Here is a 19,966-nt window from a genome sequence, read left to right on the forward strand (position 1 = left end):
TGAGTTTCGCTAGTTAATTAACTTCTAGCTGCACCGGGGAGTGAAGCTAAACGCTGTGATAAAAAGTTTTGTTGGGCATTAAGACTACCAACTATGGAGTCCATCGCATTGAATTGTTTGCGTAAGCGATCTTCTAATGAACTCATCTTTCTTCCAAAAGCGTCTTTTTGATCTTGTAAACGGTCAAGCTTTCCGTCTAGAGACTCATCCCTGTTATCAAGAATACCGCCAGTTTTGCTGTAGACCTCAATTTTTTCGGTCATTTTTGCTACAAAACCTGTGTCTTCTTTTGTGAAAAACTCAGTTAGTTTAGGTAAGTCATTATCGATGGCTTTATCTAAAATATCATCATCAATTTCTAATGTACCATCGCGTTTTGTGGTAATACCAAATTCTGCAAGTTGAACCGTACCTGAACCCGCAGAAAAAGAAGAAGACAATGTATTACGAATTTGAGAGTTCATAGAACGCAACATCGCATCGCCTTGAAGCGCGCCTGCTGTCTTTTGGTCAGCATTATAATGTGACAGCCCTTTCATGGTTTTCGACATGTCATTAAAGGCATCAACAAACTCTTTAATCGATTTCTTAGTAGCATCTTTATCTTGAGATACTGTGATTGTTGTCGTTTTTGCTGCATCAGCTTCTTTTAAATCAATAGTGATACCGTCAATTGCATCTTCAACCGTATTGGATGCCGATGTTTTACGCAGTCCATCTACGACGATAACCGAGTCTTTAGCGGCTTGAACTTCTGTCATATTAAAGGTATTGCTTAATGATGAAGAGCCAGCAGCATCGGTCGCTTCAACAGTAACATTGTTTGCGATGCCCGTTTTTTTGGACGTGATGACCAGCTTAGCACCTGCATCACTATTGATGATGGTTGCAGTAACACCTTTTTCTTTATTATCTTCCGACTCGTTAATCTTATTAACGACATCTTTAAGATCATCTTCGGCACTGACATCGACGGTAAAGCTGTCCCCGTCGACAGTAAATTTTAACGAACCCTCGCCTACTGCTGCCTCAACATCAGAAACTGTTTGCGTTCCTTGCTTTTGACTACGCGCCAATTGCTCGACACTTACAGTGTAACTGCCCGGGACAGTGCCTTTATCAGCTTTGGCTTCAATAAAGTCTTCGTTCGAAGTTTTGATACTTGTACCTTGAAAGGCATCTGTTTCAGACAGTGGTTTGAGTTTATCAACAAATTTAGACAAGCCACTTTTTAAGGAGCCTAATGCTGAAATTTCAGCGTTAATGACCGCCTGTTCACGGTTAAATTGTGCCTGCTTGGGTGCATTTTGTGCGTTAACAAGAGCATCAACCAAAGCATTAATATTTAACCCTGAGCCTAAACCTGTGGACGTTAACATAAAGATTCCTTAAATCATTTTTGTTTAGTACTAAAAAGTACTACACGATTTCATCAAGCAGCAGACCGCGCATTTCGGCAATACGCTCGGCAATTTTTAGCGCTTCCTCGGAAGGAATTTGCCGGATCACTTCGCCGGAATCAGCATCACGAACGCTTACAATTGGCTCGTTACTGTTTTCATTCACTTCAAATGAAATACTTTTACGAGTCATTGCCATCATTTGAGTCAATTCTTCAGTCGCATTAGCTAACTCTTGTTTTTCAGCTTCTGTCACTGCTGTGACTTTGTTTGTGTCATCTGTTTGAGTAACGGTTCGAACATTCTCAATTTCTGATGAAACCACAGCCTCGCGCTCTTCAACCGCTCGAACTTTATTTGTTTGCATTGCATTTACTAATTGCTCATTAGCAAAATTCATACCAGAGGTAAGTGAATTATTTGACATAAGGTTGCGCTCCTATTGTCTTCCAATATTAAACTCCTTCTAATCGACCTGTTATCGGCAATACTTAGGCAAACTTTAGAATTTTTTTAAAGCCACAAAAAAAGCGAATGGCTATACCATTCGCTTTTTACGCTTTGCTACTATAAGAATTAGTTAGAAGTAAGTTCGCCTCTAATGTACTTTGGTGCTGCCGAAGAGGGTTCCAGCACTTCCGCAGTAGGGAAGTTATCTAACTCATCGTCAATAACAACAAAATCATCAGCAGTAAGACCTGAGCCCTCAATCGCTTGGCAAGCATCAGAATCTGTGGCTGCTTTTAACTTTTGCTGAATCCTTGAAGCTTTCACAACAAATGGTTGAACTTCACCGTCGATCTCTTTGGACAATTCATGACCATCATCAAAGCTAAATTCAACATTATTGCCTTCACCGCTAAACTGCCCCATGCTTCCCATTCCTGAATAAACAAGAGTTTGTGGTTCAACAGGCATAGGCACACCTGCTCTATCATTTTGACCACTTAAATCAACATTCTCAAAGACCATTACATCATCAAAAGATTTATTTTCACCTTGTTCATTTTGAACTGAAAATTTGCCAGTCTGCTCATTTAGCGTCAAGGTATAAACCTTATCGTCATCGCCATTGACCTCAGTCCCTGATACAGGCTGTTCACCTTCAAACCACTGGTATTGTTTACCAATATGCCCACGCTTTGGTTCACCATTATCGCTATAGCTAAAACTAAGTCCTGGTTCCAGTTTAACGAGATCACCACTTCCTTTTTTGAACAAGCCATAACCTAATGCATCTTCACTTGGATTGTCCCTAGACAAACACTGAGTATCATCGCCAGCAATGGCGTTCACTAAATTACTATTAAACTCAATTTTTGATACTTGTTGACCATTAAAGTGAAACAAGCTTCCGCCAGAAGTTCCGTTTAATGCCTGTAAGCCCACCATTTGCTTAGAGCCGCCGACATTATCAGCATATTTAATTCGCACATTACTTGCGTCTGGCGTCATTTCTAAATAACCACGGTTTGGCTGTGGAGCTTCAGGCACATCATTCACCATATACATCTTAAAGCTGCCAGATGGAGAATCATCTGATACTGGAGCCGCAACTTCGAAACGAATTCTAAACTCACCACCACTACTCCAAACCGCATTCACTAAAAAACTACCATCGTCATTAGAAGTCGTTTGTGTTGTCACCTTAGTCAGTGATTGTTGTGATTCATCAGACTGCATACCTGACTGTTTATTACATTCGGCTTGATCCACCAATGCAGTATAAATACCTTGATTAATATTTTCTTGTGGAACCAGTTGCCCAGCAAAACACAAAATAAAATTGGTGATTTGAAATGCTTCGTCACCCGCAAGCTTTGCACCTAAAATATTAGGTTCAAGTTTTGCGTAATCGGTTTCTGGCTGTTCAAATGAAGCTGAAACACCTTGAGGTGAATCTTGCTTTTTGGCAGGTACTTGAGTAATAGCTGTAGGTAATAGCTGTTTAGGCGCTTGCTTAACTTCGTCATCAGGTTTGGGTTTGTCAATGACAACAGGATCGGTTTTATTGTCATTGCTGCCACCACAACCAACTAATGTAAATGGTAAAGCCGTGCACAATAGATAATTAGTTAACTTCATAATACTCCCTTATCATAAGTACCCATTCAAATGAAAACATATTTTTTAACATCCCTTTCAAGCTTTCTACTGCGTTGCTTCTGTTTGAAATACTTCCGGTATTCCTGCATAAAAGCGCCTTGTTGATAACCTGAATTGAACGCCAAACTTATCTGCTTACTTTTGAACGGATACTTAAATAACTAATTTACAGACTTATAAATCTAGCAGAGTAGAATTCCTTTATTAGCCTTAAAACATTAAATTAAGTTAATAATTTGTGTTATAGCTCATTCCAATCCACATTCAAACTTAACCCACTATTCCCTCTATAACCCCCACTAAAAACAGGTTTTCAGTTCGATAGAATGAATCTTTCTTTATAAATCATTGAAGTATTTGAGCAGTAATTGGACTATGTAAAAACTCATAAATACAGGCACTAGTGAAGATAATGGCAGTATCAGAGACACTACGTTTTATAAATGCAAATCTTCATATCGATGATATGGAGCTCACCCATCATTTTCCTGACAATATGTCAGAACAATTATCCCGCTCATATCAAGCACGAAAAGTCTCTGTTTCACCTGACAGCCCACTAGCGGAATTTAGCGTATGGACTATTAACGAAGACAATGAATACCTAACTGAATTTCATTGTCAGATACAATCAAGAGAAGGTAAGGAGAATCAGGTTTCATTTTACGTTTCTATAGTAAAAGAAGAGTCGATTGAATCAGAGCAAGACACTGAAAAGTCTTTGAACTACAAAAAAGAGATAAAAGTGCAAGTGGAAGCACTATTGAATACATCACCAAAAACTCAGGCATAAGGAAACTGTATGTCCCTTCCACCAATTCAACTTACTGCAATCTATAACAGTGATGGCTCTCCAATAGAGGTTTCAACTGCCGATGGTGATACTAAACAGATTAATGAAAAACTAAAATCGGCAGCACAAGGGCTAAAAGGTACTGTTATTGCCCAGTTAACACTTAAAATTCGTGACGGACAGGCTCTTTTGTCTACTCGCTATTATGATATTAAAGAAGATGTATCAGAAGAAAATGGAGTTCAGTTTAAGCTGTTTTTTATAAATGAAGACTCAGGCTTTGATATGTCGAATTGCGAAGATGAAACCGTAGTGGTTACCAAAACAACATTTGATGAAAAGTATTGTATCCAAGAGATTAAAGCCATAATAAACAAGCCTGCATAATGCAGGCTTGAAAAGAATGTAAAAGCTTGTACTTATTACAATAGTGACTGAGCAACCTGAGGTAGCTGGTTCGCTTGAGACAGCATCGCAGAAGAAGTACGTGACAAGATTTGATTCTTAGTCAATTGTGCAGTTTCTTTTGCAAAGTCAACATCTTGAATACGGCTACGAGCATCGGACACATTGTTTTGGATGTTGCCTAGGTTATTAATGGTATGACCCATACGGTTTTGTACCGCACCTAAGTCTGCACGTTGGTTATCGATTTGTTCGATGGCTTTATCGATAACACCTACCGCACTTTGAGCACCCGCAGCTGTTGAAATATCGATACTATTAACACTTGCTGAATCATCAGCAGCAACGGTAAGTGATAATCCAGCGCCAGCGAATGCTGTAGAACCATCGTCTTGTAAAGAGCCTGTTGCTTTCAAAGCTAACCCCTCACCATTATTCAAAGCACCTTTAATTTCAAGACTGCCATCACTCTTTGCAGCAACAGATACACCAATATCTTTATCTTTAAATACCTTATTGATTGCTTCCGCAACCTCTCCAGCATTACTTGCATCTTTAATTTCAACATCTACATCACCTGCTGAACCACCACTTGGAGTAAATGAAAAAACTAGCTTACCGCTATCCGTATTACCATCAATCAAGCTATTTACACCTGCTGTGGTAATGGAACCAGTTACATTTTTACCTTGCGCCAGCTTATCAGCACCAACATCAGAAAGAGAAACAGAAATCGTTTCGTTTGCTTCAGATCCCACTTGGAAAGACTGAGTTCCATAAGAGCCATCAAGCAGCTTTTGACCACCGAAAGAAGTGGTGTCAGAAATACGAGTGAGTTCATCTTGAAGTGCGCTGATTTCTTTTTGCATTGCACCACGGTCTTTTGCAGAGTTTGAACCGTTTGCCGATTGCAAAGATAGGTCACGCATACGCTGTAGAATATTCGTTGATTCTTGCATTGCACCTTCAGCAGTTTGTGCGATAGAAATACCATCGTTGGCATTTCGTTTTGCTACGTCAAGACCATTTACCTGACTGGTTAGACGGTTAGAAATTTGCAAGCCTGCAGCGTCATCCTTTGCGCTGTTAATCCGCATACCTGATGCAAGGCGCTCCATTGAAGTTTGAACGCCCATATTAGCTTTACCAAGGTTGCCTTGGGCTTTCATAGAAGTCACGTTAGTATTGACTGAGATCATATTACTGTCCTCTGTTTTCCTGACTGTTCTCCTTATGAGCACCTCAGCCAGCATAATGATTTTATTTACATTTAATGTATCGACAGATTCAAAAACATCTTTAGATATTTTTTCTATTTTTTGTAAATTTTTTAATAAACTGTAATAAAAAAGCCCATCATATGATGGGCTGAATGTTCTCATTGAATGATTTGGCTTATAGTAGCGATTGAGCAACCTGAGGTAACTGATTCGCTTGCGATAACATGGCAGAGGATGTACGTGACAAAATTTGGTTTTTAGTCAGCTGTGCAGTTTCTTTTGCAAAATCCACATCTTGAATACGGCTACGAGCATCAGATACATTGTTTTGGATATTACCTAGGTTATTGATGGTGTGACCCATACGGTTTTGCACCGCACCCAAATCTGCACGTTGGTTATCAATTTGCTCGATGGCTTTATCAATAACACCTACTGCAGCTTGTGCGCCACCAGCTGTTGAAATATCGATAGTTCCTACGTTAGATGAATTATTAGCACCAACAGTTAAATCTGTTTTATTACCAGCAGTAAAAGTACCTGCAGTACCACCTGTACCTTCGCCAGTTCCGGTAATAACAACTGCTGCAGGAGTGCCTGATGCAGAAGTATTAACGAGATTTCCAGCAAAACCGATTGAGCCATCGTCTTTTACATTTGCAGCAATGTTAATTTCTTTGTCGGCCATAGCCTTATTAATTGCTTCGACAACTCCACCAGCATCCGATGCGTCACCAATAGCCGCCGTAACAGTAACATCTGCAGTACCATTACCAGTGGTATCAATTGCGAATGATAGCGATCCGTCATTGTCGTTACCATCTGTCAATTCTCCTACACCCGCTTTGGTAATTCCACCAGCAGTGATAGCTCGACCTTCACTAAGTTTATCCGCACCTACATCTGACAGTGAAACTGAAATAGTTTCGTTTGCCTCTGAGCCTACTTGGAATGATTGGGTGCCATAAGACCCATCAAGCAGCTTTTGCCCACCAAAAGATGTTGTTTCTGAAATACGTGTTAACTCATCTTGTAGTGCACCGATTTCTTTTTGCATGGCACCACGGTCTTTTGCAGAGTTAGAGCCGTTTGCTGATTGTAAAGATAGATCACGCATACGCTGTAGAATATTCGTTGATTCTTGCATTGCACCTTCTGCAGTTTGTGCAATTGAGATACCATCGTTAGCGTTACGTTTTGCCACGTCAAGGCCATTAACCTGACTGGTTAAACGGTTAGAAATTTGTAGACCTGCCGCATCATCTTTTGCGCTGTTAATACGCATACCAGAAGCAAGGCGCTCCATTGAAGTTTGCACGCCCATGTTCGCTTTACCTAGGTTGCCCTGAGCCTTCATGGAAGTCACATTGGTATTGACTGAGATCATATTACTGTCCTCTGTTTACCTGACTGACTCCATCCAGAAGCATCTCAGCCAGACTTAGTTAATGGTTACAACTAAGTTAACGGCAGGAGAAATTGAGACTTTAGAAATAATTTGAAAAATGTTTTTAAGACAATTTTCGATAAAGAAAAGTGATGTAATAAAAAGAACCTCACATTAAAGGATAGAACTATTGGCTCACCTTAATATCAGTGAACAAGCACAACTGTAAAAATTCCTTTGGGCGATAAAAACAAAAATGGCATGATAGATAAACTATCATGCCATTTTAAGGTGCTAAGGAGGAAAGATATTTATCCTAATAGCGATTGCGCAATTTGTGGCAATTGGTTAGCTTGAGCCAACATAGCAGATGAAGTTCGAGACAATATCTGCCCTTTTGTTAACTGAGCTGTTTCTTTTGCAAAGTCAACATCTTGAATACGGCTACGGGCATCAGATACGTTATTTTCAATATTACCTAAGTTATTGATTGTATGGCTCATACGATTTTGTACTGCACCTAAATCGGCACGTTGGTTATCAATTTGTTCGATAGCAGCATCAATCGTTTTAACCGCCGCCTGTGCTCCACCTGCAGTAGAAATATCAATAGTATTGACACTAGCAGTGTCATCAGCACCAAATGTAATGGCTGTAACTGTTGTACCTGTTAATGCAGTTGAACCATCGTCTTGTTCAGATTTTGCAGCGTCAATTGCAAGAGTAGCAGCACCGTTTCGGAAGCTCCCTGAAAAACTTAAAGACTTGTCACCATTAGCAGCAGTTTTAACATCCGCAGTTACATTTATATCACGCTCTGACAGTGCTTTATTGATTGCGTCAGCAACACCGCCGGCATCAGTCGCATCACCAATATTCACTTCTATATCAACTGCGGCACCTGAACCACCACCATCAGCATCAAACGTGAACACTAGCTGACCATTGTTTGTGTTCCCATCAATTAACTCATCAACACCTGCTTTACTGATACCGCCAGCGGTTACCGTTCTTGCTTGAGCTAATTTATCAGCACCAACATCAGAAAGAGAAATTGAAATAGTTTCATTGGCATCAGAACCTACTTGGAAAGCTTGTGTTCCATACGAACCATCAAGAAGCTTTTGACCACCAAAAGTAGTGGTATCAGAAATACGAGTTAACTCGTCTTGAAGTGCCGATAATTCTTTTTGCATTGCACCACGGTCTTTGGCCGAGTTCGAGCCGTTAGCCGATTGCAAAGAAAGGTCACGCATACGTTGCAAGATATTGGTTGATTCTTGCATTGCACCTTCTGCGGTTTGGGCGATAGAAATACCGTCATTAGCGTTACGCTTTGCTACACCAAGACCATTAATTTGGCTGGTTAGACGGTTAGAAACCTGTAAACCTGCTGCATCATCTTTTGCACTATTAATACGCATGCCAGATGCTAGACGCTCCATTGAAGTTTGAACGCCCATGTTGGCTTTACCTAAGTTTCCTTGGGCCTTCATTGAAGTAACATTAGTATTTACACTAATCATGTTTTTCCCCTTAAAATTTAGCCTAAGCCAACTGCTCGGCTACTTTGTTTTTGAATTTGTTGTTTAGTCAGACCTAAAGTCGTGAAATACGGCTTGTTATATAAAGTCGAACAACGACGTATTACTGACTTTAGTGTAAGTACTTGAAGCGGCTCTTAGTGCTAACTGCTCTCGATTCAAATCCGTTATTGCTTTTGCAGTATCTAAATCTTCTAGCTTTGCCAATGCTTCAGTATTTACTAGCTTGGTGTCTTGGTGCCTTGCTAAGTAGCTATCGCTATTTTGTAGGCTGACACCGGCCTCACTTCTGGCTAAACCAATTTGATTTATACCTTGGTTTAAGTTATTCAATTGTTGTGCCAACTCTGCTTTTCCTGCTTCAGATTGCACATCACCTTTTTCTAATAGCGCAATCGTTTTCTCAACGGTATCAAAGATATTGGTGTTGGATTGTGGGCTGATTTCCACGCTATCACCCGCTTTGGGCGTGCCGTCTAGCTTTATTTCAATGCCGTTAAAACTGATCGGTTTTTTAGGATCAAATGGCGTTGCCGCTAAAGTGGTGTTACTGCCGTTTTTTACCTCGACGTTTACGCCGCCTTTTCCGTCATCAACAAAGTTAATGCTGTAATTGGCGGTAACATGTGTCGAAGAATTGGCAATTTTTGCCTCAGATATCTGAAATTTGCCGCTTTGGTTTGACGAGTATTTGGCGCTGTAGTCACCAAGGGCATTTTTGGCGTCCATAAAGGCGTGACTGCCAGAAATGTTAGTGCCTAATGCTACGCCATCAGCCACTACTGAATTACGAACACCATCATCACCGTTGTAGCTGATGCTTCTTGGTGAGCTACCTGAAAACTCAAAGGGCTTTTGGTCGGTTTTGAAACCAGAGAAGAAATAGTTACCTGATTCATCACGGCTATTAGCTACTTGTTGTAATGCTTCCAAGTCACTTCGCATTTTTTTGGCAATGGTTTGCCGATCGGCATCACTATGTCTGCCGTTTAGAACACTCAACATTTGATCTTTTAAGGTGCGAGCAATGTCTTCGGCATCACCAAGCTGGGATTCGGTTTGTGACAGGTGATTTTTAGCGTAATCAATATTTTTTAGGTATTGATCTGACAATTTGTTTTGCTGCTTTAAATTATCAATCGCAACAGAAGCGACAGGATCATCGCCAGCCGTATTCACTCGTTTACCAGTGGCAATTTGCTCAAGCAATTTGCTAGTATTGGATTGACGATTAAGAATATTGCCAATGTTTTGTTGATGAAATTGTGCTGTTGATACTCTCATTTATTATTTCCTCTCCACCTTACCTAACAGCACTCAACAAACTATCGAATACTTGATTGGCTACCGTCATCACTCGCGCAGATGCTTGATAAGATTTTTGAAAACGCATTAGATTTGCCGCTTCTTCGTCTAAATTGACGCCTGATTCACTTAACACTCGAGTTTCCGCTTGCTTGAAGACCGCGGTCGCACTATTGAGTTGGATTTCAGCTGAGCTGGTTTGGCTACCAATATCTTGCTTGGTGTTTTGGAACACATCGATTAGTGTGGTTGAGCCATTGTTCATTTTGAAATTAGTAGACAACTTGGCCATTTCTACGGCGTTGCGGTTATCACCTTTTCTGACGGATAAATCGAACGTGAATTTATCGGTTGAACCTGCGGTTGAAGTCACTTCAAATTCAATACCATTGGCTTTGATTGTATTACCAGTAAACGTTTGGTTTGCTGTACCTACAGTCTTGCCATCTTTATCAATTACAGTGAAGGTTTTTGGTGTTGTACTGGTATTGATTTCAAATGTCAGTGGTTGACCATCTTTCGGGAAGTTGGCGGCATTGCGGTCGTTAATTGCCCTAAGCTTAACTTTGGTATTACCTGAGTTGCTATCAGGTTCTGTGATATTGGCTTTACCTGCGGCAATGTCTTTTGGATCTTTGATTGCCACTTCAATGCCACTTGCAGCACCAGAAGTTGGACGAATGGTAAATTTGTCTTTGTTAGCAAATGCGCCTGACTTGATTTGAATACTAAAACCATCACCACCAGTTAATTGATTGGGTGTTGTTGAAGTATCTAGGCTTAAGTTTTGCGCTTTGCCTGTTGCTTTATCTGTAAGCTTATAATCAGTGCCGTCAAAGCTCAGTTCGTATTCTGCGCCTGTCAGTTTTGTGACATCATCAATATTCACCGACAAGCTTGCAGTTCCGGTGTTGCTGTCAAATTTTCCAGCACGACCATTAGACATAGCAGGATCATTGATGTCTTGAAAGATCGGCTTGCCAACTTGACCATTTAAGTCAATGCCTTTGGCTTGTACTTGATTAAACGCATCGGCAATACCAAGAGCAAATTGGCCGAGTTCATTTTTGGCTGAGATAAGCGTGTCTTGTCTGAATTCGAACAGGCCACCCAATTGTCCACCTAGATTCTGGGAAGAAACCAAGGTTTCGTTATCACCAGACTTCACCACTAATCGAGTTTCATTTGGAAAGGGATCGCCAGTTTTACTTTCTAATTGCATGGCTTTTGCGCCTGAAACCAAGGCAACTGAACCACCCAGCATGACACTTTTACCGCCGCCTTCGAGCGGAATAACATTGATATTGGCGTATTCGCTAAGTTCTTTTAACAGACTGTCTTGTTTGTCTAGCAGTTGGCTGTTTTCAGTATTGCCTTCCATCAATTCTTGATTGATGTTGCCAAGTTCTTGAGTCAGCGTATTGATACGTTTTAGTGACGCATCAATTTGACCATTAGTGCTTTTAAATTGGCTACTCAAATGGTTATCCATTTGATTAATGGTGTTGGCTAAGTGCTTAGCTGAAGATAAGATACTGGTTCGAATACCAAGATCATCTGGCGTGTCACCAAGACGGTTAATGTTGTTTTGGAAATCATTAAGGCTATCTGGAATGGCTTTGCCGATTTGAGAGAATAATTGATCCATCTCATTCATTTTTGAAAGACGGGTTTGAGCCTCAGAAAGTCCGGTAGCACCAATACGAAGCTCGCGTGTGGCAAACTCGTTATAAATTCTTTTCACATCGGAAACATAAGAACCTGAACCCATAAAATGATTACCCACCTTATGGGCATCTAAAGTAGATTGGGTGGCCACTTGTCTGTTATAGCCGTCAGTATTTACATTGGCAATGTTGTTACTGGTTACGCTAAGTTGCGACTGTGACGTCAACACACCATTGCGAGCAATATTCATTAAATCATTAGACATAACAGCTGTTCCAATTTGTTATTTTTGTTCCTAGTGCCAAGCGCCGAGTCTTAATCTTTTTATGGCGTTACTATGCCTTTCATTACGGCTAACACTTTCTTGGCGTAATTGGGATCTGTGGCGTACCCTGCATTTTGTAGGCCAGTTATGAATTGTTGGGGATCTTTTGCGACATCAAGCGCTTGTTGGTAGCGCTGATTACTTGAAAGGAAGTTTACAAAATCATCAAAACTTTGCTTGATTGAGTCGTAGACTCTGAAATCTGCTTGCTGACGATTTGCCACGCCACCGTCAAATTCCAGCGTAGATACTCTGGCTTTATCACCACCCCAGCGTTTATCGGCTTTGATATTGAATAGGTTGTTACTAACAGTGCCATCCGATTGACGCACCATTTTTTTGCCCCAACCTGTTTCTAATGCCGATTGAGCGATTAATACTTCTGGCGTTGTACCTAACTTCTCTGCTGCTTCTTTAGCATGAGGATAAAGCTGCTTAACAAAGTCATCTTGGCTTTCAAAAGGCTGAGACGGCAACACCTTGCCGCTAATAATCTCATTGAGTTGCTGCGGCTTTGGTGTCGCTGCAGTATTGTTTTGTGAAGCAATGGGTAAGCTATCAGTACGAAGCGTTGAAGCAGGACGCATATTGCTGGTTTCTGGTGACAATTGCTGCACCATCAGGTCAGCTAAACCCAATACGCCTTTATCCGAAATATCATTCGCCATTTGCTGATCACGCATTTGCTCATAAAAGGCGGTGTACTGAGTATTAAACGGGCTGTCAGACTTAAACACTTCGTTGGCATCACGCATGCTTTTCATCAGCATTTGCACAAAGATGCCTTCAAATTGCTTTGCAACTTCTTTAATCGCACCTTTGTCATTTTGTTGAGCACGAGAACGGAGGTTATCTAAGCCTCCTAGTTCCAACATGTTTGATGCGTTTGATAGTTTGTCCATTTAACCACTTCGATAATCAGTTTGTATTTTTCTCTTACGTCATGCCTGCGAAAGGAGGCATCCAGAGCCTTTAAGTACATAAGGCACTAGGCTCCTGCCTTCGCAGGAGTGACGACTAAGGCTTAATCGCTTTAAATAATGATCAACTCGCCTTGTAATGCGCCTGCTAATTTCAGAGCTTCCAATATCGCCAATACATCTGATGGCGCTGCGCCAACCAAGTTGACCGCTCGCACTAATTCATCTAACGACGTACCAGGTTTAAAAGAAAACATGCGTTTGTTTTTTTCGTTTACGTCAATATCAGAGTCTGGTGTTACAACGGTTTGACCTTGTGCCAACGGATTTGGCTGAGAAACTTGCAGTGCTTCTTTGATGGTGACGGTTAACCCACCATGGGTAATAGCGGCAGGTTTTAACCGCACTTGCTCTCCAACTACGATGGTGCCAGTACGAGAGTTAACAATGACTTTGGCAGATTCAGTGGCTAAATCCACTTGTAGGTTTTCAATAGTGGCTAAGTAAGATACGCGCTGCGACGGATCACGCGGTGCGCTGACTCGAATTGAAGTCGCATCTAATGGTTGGGCAATACCACCACCTAATAAATCATTAATAGCATCAGCAACACGTTTAGCCGATGAGAAGTCTGGGCGCAATAAATTAAATGTAAGGTAGTCACCATGAGTAAAAGGTGAAATCACTTCTCGCTCAACGATTGCACCACTTGGAATACGGCCAACGGTCGGCGTATTTTGGATCACTTTAGAGCCATCTCGACCTTCTGCACTAAAGCCACTGACAATCAAGTTACCTTGAGCGATGGCATAGATTTTTCCATCAATCCCTTTAAGAAAGCTTTGTAATAATGTGCCACCACGTAAACTTTTGGCTTCACCAATACTTGAAACGGTAACGTCAATGGTTTGACCGGTTTTAATAAAGGCTGGCATGGTGGCGCTTAATGCCACTACGGCTGAGTTTTTGATTTTGGGGCGAACACCATTAGGTAGGTTGATACCAAAGTTTTTCAACATGGTACTGAACGTTTGTTCGGTATAGCGATTGCGCTCACCTGTCCCCGGCAAGCCGACTACTAGGCCATAACCGACTAATTGGTTATCACGAATACCTTGGATATTGGCAATATCCTTGATGCGCTGCGCAAAACTACTGGTGGAAATGACCGCGAGCAATAAGCCGAGAATAATTTTAACTTTCATAACGTAACTCCTAGAAAGGCCACCATTCACCAAGGAAAAACTTCGATAACCAGCCTGCTTTTTGTGAGTCTGCAAAGGTACCTGTACCACTGTATTGAATACGGGCGTTGGCAATTTTTGGCGACTCAATGGTGTTGTCTGGTTTAATGTCTTCGGTGCGGATCACACCTGTAACTCTAATAAACTCTTCACCGTTATTGATGGTGATCCACTTTTCACCGCGAATGACTAGATTGCCATTAGCGAGCACTTTCATCACATGAGCAGAGATATTGCCAGAAAGGCTATTGCTTTGATCGGCATCCGCTTCACGGCTTAAATCAAAGTTATCTTTGTAATCTAAGCTAATAGGGTTGCCATTAATGGTGGCGTTTTTTCCAGCTAGCTTGAATGGATCAAGTTTGAAAGCATTGCCCTTTTTAATACCATTAGTGGCACTTTTACGGGCTTGAGTAGATTCTGTTAGTCTTACAGTAATGATGTCACCGATACGATGCGCTCGCTTGTCGGTGTATAGCCCAGCTACTTGACTGTCTAGAAAAATAGAGCCTGTCGGTTCATTGTGGGTTGGCGCAGCCTGAGGTACCACTGGAGCATAGTAAGGATCATCAGGAATAGGCTTCTTATTTGTTGAAGCACATGCTGTTAGCATTAACGCGCTAACCACCAGCAATAAACGCAACATCATCAACTCCTAAAGATTCTGGTTAACGTAAGACAACATTTGGTCAACAGATGAAATCACTTTAGAGTTCATCTCGTAAATTCTTTGACTTTCAATCAGGTTCACTAGCTCTTCAGTCACATTCACGTTCGAGGTTTCTAACGCTCCTTGACGAATGGCTCCCATGCCATTTAACGCTGCTGTACCTTGAATAGGCGCACCACTGGCTCCAGTTTCTAGGTATAAATTTTGTCCCATTGGCTCTAAACCAGAAGGATTAATAAAGTCAGACATGGTGAATTGGCCAATCACTTGGTTTTCAGCAGCACCCGGTACTTTTACCGATACTTCACCCTCAGCGGAAACTGTAATGCTTTTAGCGTCTTGCGGAACCGTAATCGCAGGCTGAATTACAAACCCCGAACCCGAAGTAACAATTTGCCCTTGGTCATCCATGCTGAACTGACCACTACGAGTATAAGAAATGCTTCCATCTGGCATTTGCACTTCAAAGAACCCTGGGCCTTCAATCATTAAGTCCAATGAATTATCTGTGGTAACCATGTTGCCTTGAGTAAACAACTTTTGAGTCGCTACCACTTTGGTACCTGCACCAACGCTCAAACCATTTGGCAATTTGGTATTAGCGGCGCTTACGCCACCTGCTTGGTTTACCTTTTGATACAGTAAGTCTTCGAAAACAGCGCGACTCTTTTTAAAGCCCACTGTACTGGCGTTGGCTACGTTATTTGAGATAACTGCGATGTCGGTTTGTTGGGCATCTAAGCCGGTTTTACTTATCCATAATGCAGGATGCATAATTCACCTTTTGTAGTTATTTAATCCCTAAATCCGAACCATCTGCGCTGCGGCTCGATCATTTTCTTCTGCGGTTTTCATCATCTTGACCTGCATTTCGAATTGACGCTGAATATCAATCAATGCCACCATTTCTTCTACAGGGCTGACGTTACTGCTCTCAATTGCACCACTTTCGACCTTTACATCTGGATCTGCAGGTGCAATTTGACCGTTCATTTGACGAAACAAACCATCTTCGCCACGCATAAGATCTTGATTATTTGGATTCACCAATTTGATTCGGTCGACGACTTCAATAACCTCTGCTGGCGCACCTTGTGGGCGAACAGAGATAGTGCCATCTTGGGCAATTTCTATTTTTTGAATAGGAAGCGGTAGGATAATAGGACCGTTTTCACCTATGACTGGATTTCCACGATCATTTTGCAGTAAGCCTGTAGCGTCAAAACTCAGACTACCCGAACGGGTATAAGCTTCTTGTCCGTCTTTACCCTGAACACCAATCCAGCCATCACCGTTAATGGCGATATCTAAATCACGACCAGTGGTACGAAGCGCTCCTGCTTTAAAGTTGCTGCTGGGCGTTTCAGTCATGGCAAACACGCGCGTAGGCAAACCTTCACCAAAAGCTTGCATTGAGCGAGCTTGAGCCATATCAGCTTTAAAACCATCAGTATTAGCATTAGCAAGGTTATTGGCTCTAACCGCCAATTCATTCATATTTTGCTTTGCGCCACTGGTGGCGATATAGAGGAGTTTGTCCAATTGCCTATCCGTCAAATATTCAACATTTGACTTGATAAAGCATTGAACGTGCCAATTTGAAAGAGATGAGGCCTAGCTGAGATAATAGAAGTACTTAACATCAGCTCTGTATAACGAAATCAATAACATTTTGATTTAAAATATAAACCTTAAACTTTTATCTACAGTGCTGCTAATTCTGTGTAGTTCAAGACAGAACAGTTCGTAATAGCTGGTACCGACATACAAAACTGTCGTTACTGCGTTTCAATTTCGGGCTGTTTTAACACAGAAATACGCATAAGTAGCTGTGCTGTAGAGGTTGGCTTATGCAGAGCTGATGTTACTTAATATGAAGCCGAATCTAACTTTCGTGAGATCTAAAAGATTAACCAATTCATAGCTTCAGCAATCATCAAGAGTTATAAGAAAGCCAATTTTGTTATTTGAAAAACTAAGTTAAACAATGAATTATCACAAAACGACTTCAAGTTGGATGATTAAAATGTCTGTGCCTACTTATCAATTCAAATTCAGTCTAGACTGGAATCTAAAAAATCAGTTATCACCACAACAAGTTGAGAAACAGAACGTTTTTACAGATACAGTAATTAATGTGTTCCAATCTAAAACTAATTCAGCGTTTTTTAAATTCTCTGATAATAAAGTGTTTGTCATTCGAAGAGATCGTACAAATGAGCTACAATTCTTCCAGCTCTGTAATCCTAGCTGTTGTATGTCTAGTAAAGAGCCAGAAGAAAAAATCACTTCATTGTCAATAGATTTATTCACTATTTACCAAGCTAATCAAGCCAATAGAGCAGCTAAACTCAATATCACCCCTGAGCAACTCAGACGATACCAAACAAAAAAACTGTGATAGGTACAAGACAATGAATAAATAGAGAATTAAATGACTGCAATAACATTCCATCTAAATTTCTCTCTTGAATGGTATAGCTTAACTCAAAGCTACGGCGCTCTAACTCGAACTCAACTCCATGATCTTTACTTGATTTTTACTGAAGAACCCTCAACATACAGCACCTTAATATTAACATTCTTAGATGGTGAAACGTTCAAAGCAAAATCCGATGTATCACAAAAAAAATGGATGCTTTCGAGGCGTAATTTTATGCATATCTATAAAGTTGATTCCAAATGTGCAGCACTAGATTTTGCCTATCAATTTGCGTTAAGAAAATACACGAAGAGTCCAAAGGTACACACCAATACCATTCGGTCAGTTCCTGTCATCAAACAGTACGTTCAACAAGATACTTCTACGAATTCACGCTATAAATATTCCTCTAGCAGCCTAAAGTGATAAGCAACATGCATATCTAATAGCGATAAAATATTTACTTAATCTTCAATATATAAGCAATGATGGACTAGGATTTATCTGAATCGAAAGCCATAAACATATGTCGTATCAAAATGTCAGCATTACTCCAGCACCAATGTGGCAAGGGAATCACTTCACATTAACAGTTCAGCAGTTTGAACAGATTAATCAAGTGGCACCAGCTCAGGATGGTGAGTCAGTTCAAATTGAATTCGCTCATAATCGACATGAAACTTATATTTTTAGATTGGTAAAAGGTAGTAGTGATCAACTCGATTTCTACCATGTACTCCCGGCGAATTCATCAGTACTTTCTAAGTTGGATTGTTTGCACATCTTTTCTAGAACAGAAGAAAGAATGAGAGTTGATAGGTTTTCAAAGGATATTCAAAAACAATTTAATCAATATGTGGCTAAGCCTAGCTGTGATAGCAAAAAGCCTGAGAACATAGCGACAAGAACAATACTGATACATAGTATCTTAACTGATGAACAAATTAAGAAGTTCTATCCTCAGAGCCAATACGAGCTACCCATTATTGGGAACTCGGACTCAGCTAATATATGAATTCATCGTGACTGAAGACGCTCCCAATTAAAAAGAACAACAAGCCCTAACTAATACAAAAAAAATATTTACGCTTTATTCAACAAATAAAACAAAATGATAATGGTGCGTCTAGAGAGAGTATCGTCATGTCAACCGCAGCCCAAACCTCAACGGCTTACAGCAAAGAGCCAATTTTTTTCGACCAACAAAGCGTGGGCGCAGCATATAATCGTGCCCCTAAAAGGGTTGGAGCCACTACAACAAGCACTTATACGTATAATAACACCTCATACACGATTCGGATGGTGAGGGTATCAAAACGGGAATTCGACTGCCAAAGCATCGTATCGTCACAGCAGTCCATATTCAGACAAATGTGCTGTTTTTGCTGCACACAAGAGCAAAGAAAAAAAGCCATAAAAGACGATTTTTCTGATGCTTTGCAAAAACAATTAAATGAATATATAAGCAACAATCAACAATTTAACTTTGACCAAGAAAGCGTGGAAAAAGTTTATAAACAGGCACCCAAAACGATTGGTGAAACTACCGAGCCAACCTTACAATATAACAAAATATCAGGTTATGCTATTAGATTAATTAAAGTTTCAGAAAAGGAATTCGACTGCCATAGAGTCGTATTTAAACAGCCATCAACCTTGAGGCAAGAGTTATGTTGCTGCAGTTCTCTAGAGTCAGAAAAAGAATTTATAAGTGATGATTTTTCTGATGCAGTAAAGCGCCAATTAAATGCATATGTAGCTAAGCTAAAAACAGAAAAAACCAAAGTGGTTAGTCGCTCCAAAAGCGAATCAACCTCTCCGCTCAGAGCAACTACGATTACTGAAAACAAAAAAGCAACTGAAACATCACAAAGCCAACCAACAAGTAATCGTCCAAAATTGGTTTCAACAACTAAAGCATCGAAACCAGTTTCTGCTATCCCCCCAAAAGAATCGACTGCAACAGCGAAGGTTAAACAAGGAAGTCAGGCAACACACAATCAACCAATATCCGCTGCTCAAACCACGACTACTGTTTCTGGAAAATTGGTCGTAACAGCTGAAATAAACAATGCAGCCATTTCAAGGGAGTCACAAAAGGCAACTGTGAAAACTGAAGATATAAAAACAAATGGGACAACAGAGTCACAAGAGCCCGCTAAAGCGATTGCAACAACAGCCTCAGAGAGTGCCTCAAAAATAGCCCCGCAAAAGCCAACAGTAAAAACAGAACCACGGGAACCTAGCAGAACAACTGAACAACCAAAACTTCCTTCAAAAGTTGAACTACAAACAATAACTGAAGAAACTGAATCACGAACATCAGATAGAACAGCACAACTACCAGCAGCGGCCGTAACAACAGAAACACAAAAAACAGACAAAATAGATGAGAAACCAAAAGCAAAAGAAACTAAAAAAGTAAAACTTGATGCTCACAAGAGTGCAGAGTATAGCTTTATTACTATTGGTGACCATGAAGATAACGAATATTGTTATGTGACCTTACCAAGGAGTGACTTTAAGAAGAAAAAATAAAAGACAGCATTTAGCCCCT

19 protein-coding genes are annotated in these 19,966 nt (G+C 40.6%); 6 read left to right on the forward strand and 13 right to left on the reverse strand.

Features of this window, described 5'->3' with window-relative positions; all coding sequences use genetic code 11:
- Positions 1-17: 17 nt before the first annotated feature.
- The 3 genes from fliD to D5018_RS00115 form a co-directional block, all read right to left on the reverse strand.
- Entirely contained in the window at positions 18-1,379 is a 1,362-nt protein-coding gene (gene fliD / locus D5018_RS00105) for a flagellar filament capping protein FliD (protein ID WP_121836956.1), read from the reverse strand.
- Positions 1,380-1,419: 40 nt separating this feature from the next.
- The gene (locus D5018_RS00110; protein WP_121836957.1) at positions 1,420-1,827 is read right to left on the reverse strand and encodes a flagellar protein FlaG; all 408 of its coding nucleotides are present in this window, start codon (positions 1,825-1,827) and stop codon (positions 1,420-1,422) included.
- Between the two features lie 149 nt (positions 1,828-1,976).
- Complete coding sequence (locus tag D5018_RS00115) at positions 1,977-3,485, reverse strand: hypothetical protein (protein WP_121836958.1); 1,509 nt, start codon at positions 3,483-3,485, stop codon at positions 1,977-1,979.
- A gap of 433 nt (positions 3,486-3,918) precedes the next feature.
- Between D5018_RS00115 and D5018_RS00120 the strand changes: the two genes are divergently transcribed.
- Together D5018_RS00120 and D5018_RS00125 are read left to right on the forward strand one after the other, a co-directional pair.
- Entirely contained in the window at positions 3,919-4,299 is a 381-nt protein-coding gene (locus D5018_RS00120; protein ID WP_121836959.1) for a hypothetical protein, read from the forward strand.
- Between the two features lie 9 nt (positions 4,300-4,308).
- Positions 4,309-4,686, forward strand: a complete 378-nt coding sequence (locus D5018_RS00125; protein ID WP_121836960.1) for a hypothetical protein — start codon at positions 4,309-4,311, stop codon at positions 4,684-4,686.
- Between the two features lie 35 nt (positions 4,687-4,721).
- Here D5018_RS00125 and D5018_RS00130 read toward each other — a convergent pair whose 3' ends face one another.
- The 10 genes from D5018_RS00130 to flgF form a co-directional block, all read right to left on the reverse strand.
- Entirely contained in the window at positions 4,722-5,903 is a 1,182-nt protein-coding gene (locus tag D5018_RS00130) for a flagellin (RefSeq protein ID WP_121837157.1), read from the reverse strand.
- A 196-nt stretch (positions 5,904-6,099) separates the two neighbouring features.
- Positions 6,100-7,311, reverse strand: a complete 1,212-nt coding sequence (locus D5018_RS00135; protein WP_121836961.1) for a flagellin — start codon at positions 7,309-7,311, stop codon at positions 6,100-6,102.
- Between the two features lie 311 nt (positions 7,312-7,622).
- Positions 7,623-8,837: a flagellin gene (locus tag D5018_RS00140; protein WP_121836962.1), complete on the reverse strand. Its 1,215-nt coding sequence runs from the start codon at positions 8,835-8,837 to the stop codon at positions 7,623-7,625.
- 96 nt (positions 8,838-8,933) lie between these two features.
- Complete coding sequence (gene flgL / locus D5018_RS00145) at positions 8,934-10,139, reverse strand: flagellar hook-associated protein FlgL (protein WP_121836963.1); 1,206 nt, start codon at positions 10,137-10,139, stop codon at positions 8,934-8,936.
- Positions 10,140-10,158: 19 nt separating this feature from the next.
- Positions 10,159-12,093 carry a flagellar hook-associated protein FlgK gene (flgK, locus tag D5018_RS00150; protein WP_121836964.1) on the reverse strand — a complete coding sequence of 645 codons (1,935 nt, stop codon included), beginning with the start codon at positions 12,091-12,093 and terminating at the stop codon, positions 10,159-10,161.
- Positions 12,094-12,152: 59 nt separating this feature from the next.
- Positions 12,153-13,055 (reverse strand): flagellar assembly peptidoglycan hydrolase FlgJ, encoded by a 903-nt coding sequence (gene flgJ, locus D5018_RS00155; protein WP_121836965.1) that lies wholly within the window; start codon positions 13,053-13,055, stop codon positions 12,153-12,155.
- A gap of 131 nt (positions 13,056-13,186) precedes the next feature.
- The gene (locus D5018_RS00160; protein ID WP_121836966.1) at positions 13,187-14,278 is read right to left on the reverse strand and encodes a flagellar basal body P-ring protein FlgI; all 1,092 of its coding nucleotides are present in this window, start codon (positions 14,276-14,278) and stop codon (positions 13,187-13,189) included.
- Positions 14,279-14,288: 10 nt separating this feature from the next.
- A complete protein-coding gene (gene flgH, locus D5018_RS00165; protein WP_121836967.1) occupies positions 14,289-14,963 on the reverse strand; it encodes a flagellar basal body L-ring protein FlgH in 675 nt (224 codons plus the stop codon).
- A gap of 9 nt (positions 14,964-14,972) precedes the next feature.
- Positions 14,973-15,761, reverse strand: coding sequence for a flagellar basal-body rod protein FlgG (gene flgG, locus D5018_RS00170; RefSeq protein ID WP_121836968.1), 789 nt, complete (start codon positions 15,759-15,761; stop codon positions 14,973-14,975).
- 27 nt (positions 15,762-15,788) lie between these two features.
- Positions 15,789-16,529, reverse strand: coding sequence for a flagellar basal-body rod protein FlgF (gene flgF, locus D5018_RS00175; protein ID WP_121836969.1), 741 nt, complete (start codon positions 16,527-16,529; stop codon positions 15,789-15,791).
- A gap of 484 nt (positions 16,530-17,013) precedes the next feature.
- Between flgF and D5018_RS00180 the strand changes: the two genes are divergently transcribed.
- The 4 genes from D5018_RS00180 (at position 17,014) to D5018_RS00195 (ending at position 19,947) form a co-directional block, all read left to right on the forward strand.
- The gene (locus D5018_RS00180) at positions 17,014-17,388 is read left to right on the forward strand and encodes a hypothetical protein (protein WP_121836970.1); all 375 of its coding nucleotides are present in this window, start codon (positions 17,014-17,016) and stop codon (positions 17,386-17,388) included.
- A gap of 33 nt (positions 17,389-17,421) precedes the next feature.
- Entirely contained in the window at positions 17,422-17,835 is a 414-nt protein-coding gene (locus tag D5018_RS00185; RefSeq protein WP_121836971.1) for a hypothetical protein, read from the forward strand.
- 100 nt (positions 17,836-17,935) lie between these two features.
- Complete coding sequence (locus D5018_RS00190; protein ID WP_121836972.1) at positions 17,936-18,424, forward strand: hypothetical protein; 489 nt, start codon at positions 17,936-17,938, stop codon at positions 18,422-18,424.
- A gap of 128 nt (positions 18,425-18,552) precedes the next feature.
- Positions 18,553-19,947: a hypothetical protein gene (locus D5018_RS00195; protein WP_121836973.1), complete on the forward strand. Its 1,395-nt coding sequence runs from the start codon at positions 18,553-18,555 to the stop codon at positions 19,945-19,947.
- Positions 19,948-19,966 lie beyond the last annotated feature (19 nt).

Source organism: Parashewanella curva, assembly GCF_003675895.1.
GTDB lineage: Bacteria > Pseudomonadota > Gammaproteobacteria > Enterobacterales > Shewanellaceae > Parashewanella > Parashewanella curva.